Origin of the sequence: Gemella sanguinis ATCC 700632 (assembly GCF_000701685.1) — a bacterium.
GTDB classification, from domain to species: Bacteria; Bacillota; Bacilli; order Staphylococcales; family Gemellaceae; genus Gemella; species Gemella sanguinis.
In genome coordinates this window covers 1-5,352 of record NZ_JNJO01000030.1, presented here as the reverse complement: position 1 = coordinate 5,352, position 5,352 = coordinate 1, and the positions used below count along the sequence as shown (strand labels likewise).

Sequence of the window (5,352 nt, the reverse complement as noted above, 5' to 3'; positions counted from 1 at the left end):
AGAAATGCGCCAGCATTTCGCTTGCTATTAGGTGAAGGGACTCAAGAGGATTATAAATTTATATTCTCTAATAACACAGAAACTATTAAAAAAGGCTTACCAGCTAAATTTATGGGGTACTATACTCTTGCGGGATTTGTAAATAATCCACAGAGGTTTTTCGTGCCTAACTTACACAAATATAATTTAAATACACTAGAAAGCTTTTTACAGGCTTATAAGAAAGGAAAAAAAATAAAATGGCAAAAAAAGAACAAGAACTATTAACTCAAATTGACAATAAAATGGATATACTTTTAAAATTTGGTGATAAACTTGATAATTATATATTAGATGATAAAGGTTTTCCAATTGCTGACCTAGATGAAAATGGAGAGCCGAAAAGGGATAAAAATGGGGATATTATCTACTTAAAAAAAGAAAAAGAAAAGTCAAAAAAACAAGCTAAACCAGGGTTTAGCGTTAGATATAAATCAATTGAAGAACGTGCTATAATGCAAGGATTAGCAAGTAAATATAACGATTCTGTAAATGCTCGTAATTCATATAATGAATACGTGAGAAAAGTGACAACAACAGATGTTTACAAACAAATAGCAGATTTAGAATTAAAACTGAAAATTGCAGAGAATAAAATTAAAGACCTTGAACAAGCATTAGGAATGACGGTTGCAGAGTTGAGAAAACAGAAAAAAGGGAAAAAACAAGTCTAATCAGCTTTTTTCGGGAGCTTGCAAATAAAGAAATAGAAACAAGATAATAAGGCGATTTTTTCGCTTTAGACTTGAAAGAAAAAAGCACATGAAAAAGTTAATTAACTTTTTCGGTGTGCTTTGCACTTGAAAAGGATAGCGAAAAATGAAGATAAGTCAAGGGAGAAAGGAGGAAGATTTTTTAAAAAAATTAACGTAGTGATCTTTTTTTAAAAAATACTCTCCCCCTTTACTTTCTTCAAGCGAATAAATTATTCATTATTTAATTCTTTCGCAAATTCATCTAAAGTTATTTTTTCAAAATTATCGTCAGACATATCAAGATAAAATTTATTATTCAATGCATTTTCAAATTCATCATTAGAATTTATTGTATTTTTTTTCTTGCGACCCTGTTTTGTTTTATTTTTGCTCATCGTTTCATTTAATTTGTCTTTACGTTCTGTTTGTTTCTTTTTGTATTCCGCTTGACATTTTTCATAATAAGCTTGTTTACTTTCGTTAAGGTCGGGACCACCTGCATAGAAAAATTCAGGGTTGATAAATATTGTTTTTGAATAATTTGTATCTTTCGTAATAATCTCGTAATTTCGTAAAGTCATCATCGCTTTTTTAATCGCACTTTGGCTCGCTGTTAGTGATTCAGCAATTTTGTTGTAACTTTCGTATTTTACTCTATTATTGCGGTCTATGTTACCTAACAAATAAAACAACAACTGTGATTCAGTCGCGTTTAAAGCCGTTGATGATAGCAGTTCAGTTGCTGATGTTGTGCAAGCAAACCATTTAATATTTATTTTATGACTTGAAAAATTTTCCATTTTATTAATACCTTTCATTAAAAGTTATTTATAGTATACCTAAAGAACGTTAGGTTTCTATTATTATACCAAATAAATATGAAAGGTTTCAAGAAATAAACCTTTTCTGGATAAAATAAAAATTAAAACATTGATATAACAAGGTTTACAGCATATCTGACGCTTGACTAATATATAGACAATGCTGTTGCGTTATGTTATAATTAATTTACGAGTTAAGGAAACTTAATTCGTACGATTTTAGTTTTTTTTCCATATAATCATATAATAATGAGGTAAGAATATGAATGCAAAAATAGATAAACTTGAAAAACTGTTTAACGAATTGAAAAGATTAAATCCTACAAAATATAAAGTTTTGTTAAAATGTTTATGTGAAGAATTGAATATAAGTGACGAGGATTTGGAAAGATTATTGAAAAAATTACTTGATAAGTTGTATACATTGAAAGATTCTAAGCATATTGACGAATTTTTAGAAAATCTTGAAATTGAAATAGGTGGATTGAAACTTAAACAAGCCGTGGACGGTTTAGAAGATAAAAAAAACAACGATCAAGGATTGTCGTTGTAATATTGATTTGCAAAATCATTGATTTTGCATTATAATTAAAAATATAGAATTTAAAAAACAAAAGAAAAAGAGTAGCACCCATCGCCAAACAAGTCTACTCCGTCATTTTTCTTATCAATATACTATTATTATATTCGAAAAAATCTTAATAGTCAAGAAAAAAACGGAATAACCTCTGTGGGTGTAGATGAATGCTACTCTCACGGAGGTATTTTTTATGGTAAATTTGCAAAATAGGATAGCAAAAGCAAAAAATGAAAAGCAGTCGGGTAATATGACTGAATTTAAAAATGTTGAGTGCATTTATTTAGGCGCTCCAGCAATTAAGTATTATGAAAAGCTTGAAGATGGTACAAAATCAAAAAACCAAGCAGGTTGGACTTTAGTTTTTTCAGAGTTAGGAACGTCTAGAGTTGTTAAATATGTGTATGAGACACAAAAGGATGCGCCTAATTTAGTTGGTGGTCAACTTTATTCATTAAGTGGTTTAGGGTATGACTTCAAGCAAAATATGACAGTTTACATAGCAAAAGCAACAGCTTTTGATGTTATAAATGATTAAAAGGTAAAAATAATGGATAAAAAACTAAAATCGACTAAAACGGCTGAAAACCTTGATTTAACAACAAATCAAGGTTCAAGCCACAACAGTAGTTACGTGGCTTCCAACGGAGATATCAAAAGTGATATCACTTTGAAAAATAGACTAAGTGAAATTAATGATATCAAAAATGATATTACTAATCTTTCAAATTTCAAACTTGATAATGATATCAGAAATGATATCACACATAACTTGTTAAATAAGCAGGTAAAGGCTTCGGGATATCGTTTAGACTGGATATCGTTCACTGTTAAATTACCGTTAGAAGACAATTTAACACAATTTGAAAGATTGAAGCCCGTTTATAAGTTCTTTAATTGCTTCAATATCAATTTTGATGAATTTGAAGACATAACAGGACAAAATTTCTATAATCGCGGTAAAACTGTAGGGGGGTTTCTTAAGGTATTTTATTCTGAAGAAGATAACGAAAATACTGCTAACGCTAGAAATATGACTACAGCAAATATTATTATTACCGGACAAGGTTGTAGTTATCTCCATGAGATGACTACAGCAACAAATAAAGAATATTATATTTTATCGAAAGTAGATGAATTTGCTAAGAATATAACAAGATTAGATATTGCTTTAGATTTATTTGAACCAGGTATTCTATCTTTAGATAAGATAGGTGAAAAACTTGATAATAATCATTTTTGTTCGCCAAAGCGATCAAAAAACGTAATTAAGGAAGATGACGGTCAAGGGGATATACTAGGGCATACAAGATATATTGGTTCTAAAAGGTCTGGAAAAGGCACTTATTTAAGGGCTTATGATAAATTAGCGCAAGCTAAATCTAAAGGATTACAATTAATTGATATCGTTAAACAAACTGGTTTTTGGGAAAGATATGAGATATCGATTAACGGTGATGACCATTGTAGGCAAGTTGTTAATTCATTTTTGTATGAAGAAGATACGCATAATAATATGGATAAAATCTATAAACAGCTTATTTCTTCAATTGTGACATTTAAAGAACCTACTTATTCAAATAAAGGTACACTTTTAAAAGATAAAAGAGAGTGGAGAACGTCAGATTTTTGGCTTGAGTTTTTAAATAATAATCAAAAATTTGAATTCAATTCTGCGGGTCGTGACCCGCAATTTATAGATATGCTTAGTTGGATATCTGCAACAGTTACACCTACTTTATTTGTGCTTGATGAAATTTTATCAAGTTATGATATTTCAATTTTTGATGTTCTGAAAGAACATAATAGAACTTATACCAAATCGAAAAAACAAGAACGTGCAATATTAAATGCAACTAAATTATCTAAATCTGAAATTGATGCAGTTTTAGAAGATTTCAAAGCAGGAGTTTTGAAAAAATCGTACATTAAACAACTAAATAGAGACATACAAAGGAGAGTGACTTTAAATGGGGAGGATTTATACAAAGAATAACTTTGACAAATTCACCATTCCACTAATTAGACGTAGTGGTTTTTGGCAAGTGATATCAATATCGATATCACTTCTGCTATCACTCTTGATATCATATTTTAAAATAAATGATATCAAATTGATAGCACCTGTGATATCATTAGTGATATTAACATTGATATCTTTAATGATATCATTATATAAATGGATTAAAAAAATTAAATTTCACAGCTTGAAATTATATTGTTCAAGTGTGAATATTGAAAGTCAGATAAGAAAATCATTAATAAATACAATGAAATTAAATATAATGAAGCAAACTAAAAAAATTGAAGTTCCTGATGTTACTGTTGATTTGAAATTAATTGATACAAAAGGTCAAGCGTATGTTACGCTTGAGCGTTTACCCTCAATGAATAGTATTGATGATTTAATCATTTTAGTTTCAAATTCATTTCGTGGAAAGTATAAAAATTATGCTGTAGTTGATTTTGTTGAATCAGATGACACACTATCATTTAATTTTACGCTTGAGGACGTTAATATAATTAAGACATTTACTCCAAAAAGTTTAAAAGATATTAAAACTAGTGATTGTTATAAAATCAAGTTGCAAAATGATTTAATCTGGCAATTAAATAAAGAACCCCACGGGATTATTTCAGGTGTCACAAATTCGGGTAAAACAACAACGATTTATCAAATTATATTGAGTTGTTTCCTTAACGGTATTAACGATATCAAAAATGATATCAAAGATGGTTCATTATATTTAGTAGACCCTAAGAATGAGTTTACTGCTTTGAATTCATTCTATAAGAATATTTATAATGAAATACCTGCTATTTTTGAAATGCTAGAAATGGTAAATAATAATCTTGAGGAAAGACAAAAGTATATATCAAAGATGATTTCTAAAACTGGTAAATTAGGGGCAACGGCATATGATTTTGATATCAAATGTGATATCATTATAATAGATGAATTAACATCTTTAATTAGTTCAATTCCAACTAGCAAAAAAGAGGAATATAACCAGGATAGATTTTATAAATTGATATCACAAATAATACAGCGTGGGCGTTCTTCGGGGGTCTATCTGATATTTGCAGGTCAAAATTTCAACTCTGAAACTTTAAAAATAGCTATAAGAAATGCGCCAGCATTTCGCTTGCTATTAGGTGAAGGGACTCAAGAGGATTATAAATTTATATTCTCTAATAACACAGAAACTATTAAAAAAGG

The 5,352-nt window shown here is 29.0% G+C and carries 7 protein-coding genes; 6 read left to right on the top strand and 1 reads right to left on the bottom strand.

The features are described from left to right. Window positions 1-267, top strand: a 267-nt coding sequence (locus tag T369_RS09435) for a hypothetical protein (protein ID WP_031553897.1), incomplete at its 5' end; no start/stop codon positions are given. Then, the gene (locus tag T369_RS0107765; protein ID WP_031553895.1) at window positions 240-713 is read left to right on the top strand and encodes a hypothetical protein; all 474 of its coding nucleotides are present in this window, start codon (window positions 240-242) and stop codon (window positions 711-713) included. The genes T369_RS09435 and T369_RS0107765, both read left to right, overlap by 28 nt. 251 nt (window positions 714-964) lie before the next feature. On the opposite strand, the gene T369_RS0107760 is transcribed toward T369_RS0107765, so the two are convergent. Continuing rightward, on the bottom strand, window positions 965-1,534 hold the full coding sequence (locus T369_RS0107760) for a replication/maintenance protein RepL (protein WP_031553892.1): 570 nt from the start codon (window positions 1,532-1,534) through the stop codon (window positions 965-967). 283 nt (window positions 1,535-1,817) lie between these two features. On the opposite strand from T369_RS0107760, the gene T369_RS0107755 reads away from it, so the two are divergent. The 4 genes from T369_RS0107755 to T369_RS0107740 all read left to right on the top strand — a co-directional run. After that, the gene (locus T369_RS0107755; RefSeq protein WP_031553889.1) at window positions 1,818-2,108 is read left to right on the top strand and encodes a hypothetical protein; all 291 of its coding nucleotides are present in this window, start codon (window positions 1,818-1,820) and stop codon (window positions 2,106-2,108) included. 217 nt (window positions 2,109-2,325) lie between these two features. Further along, window positions 2,326-2,670 carry a hypothetical protein gene (locus tag T369_RS0107750; protein WP_031553887.1) on the top strand — a complete coding sequence of 115 codons (345 nt, stop codon included), beginning with the start codon at window positions 2,326-2,328 and terminating at the stop codon, window positions 2,668-2,670. A 132-nt stretch (window positions 2,671-2,802) separates the two neighbouring features. Beyond that, window positions 2,803-4,128, top strand: a complete 1,326-nt coding sequence (locus T369_RS0107745) for a replication initiation factor domain-containing protein (protein WP_162164967.1) — start codon at window positions 2,803-2,805, stop codon at window positions 4,126-4,128. 289 nt (window positions 4,129-4,417) lie between these two features. Further along, window positions 4,418-5,352: FtsK/SpoIIIE domain-containing protein (locus T369_RS0107740; RefSeq protein ID WP_162164966.1), on the top strand; the 935-nt coding region annotated here is incomplete at its 3' end.

Bases quoted from the DNA above. Each gene is read 5' to 3' on its own strand.
- T369_RS0107765 (WP_031553895.1), top strand. From the start codon at position 240: ATGGCAAAAAAAGAACAAGAACTATTAACTCAAATTGACAATAAAATG.
- T369_RS0107760 (WP_031553892.1), bottom strand. From the start codon at position 1,534: ATGGAAAATTTTTCAAGTCATAAAATAAATATTAAATGGTTTGCTTGC.
- T369_RS0107755 (WP_031553889.1), top strand. From the start codon at position 1,818: ATGAATGCAAAAATAGATAAACTTGAAAAACTGTTTAACGAATTGAAA.
- T369_RS0107750 (WP_031553887.1), top strand. From the start codon at position 2,326: ATGGTAAATTTGCAAAATAGGATAGCAAAAGCAAAAAATGAAAAGCAG.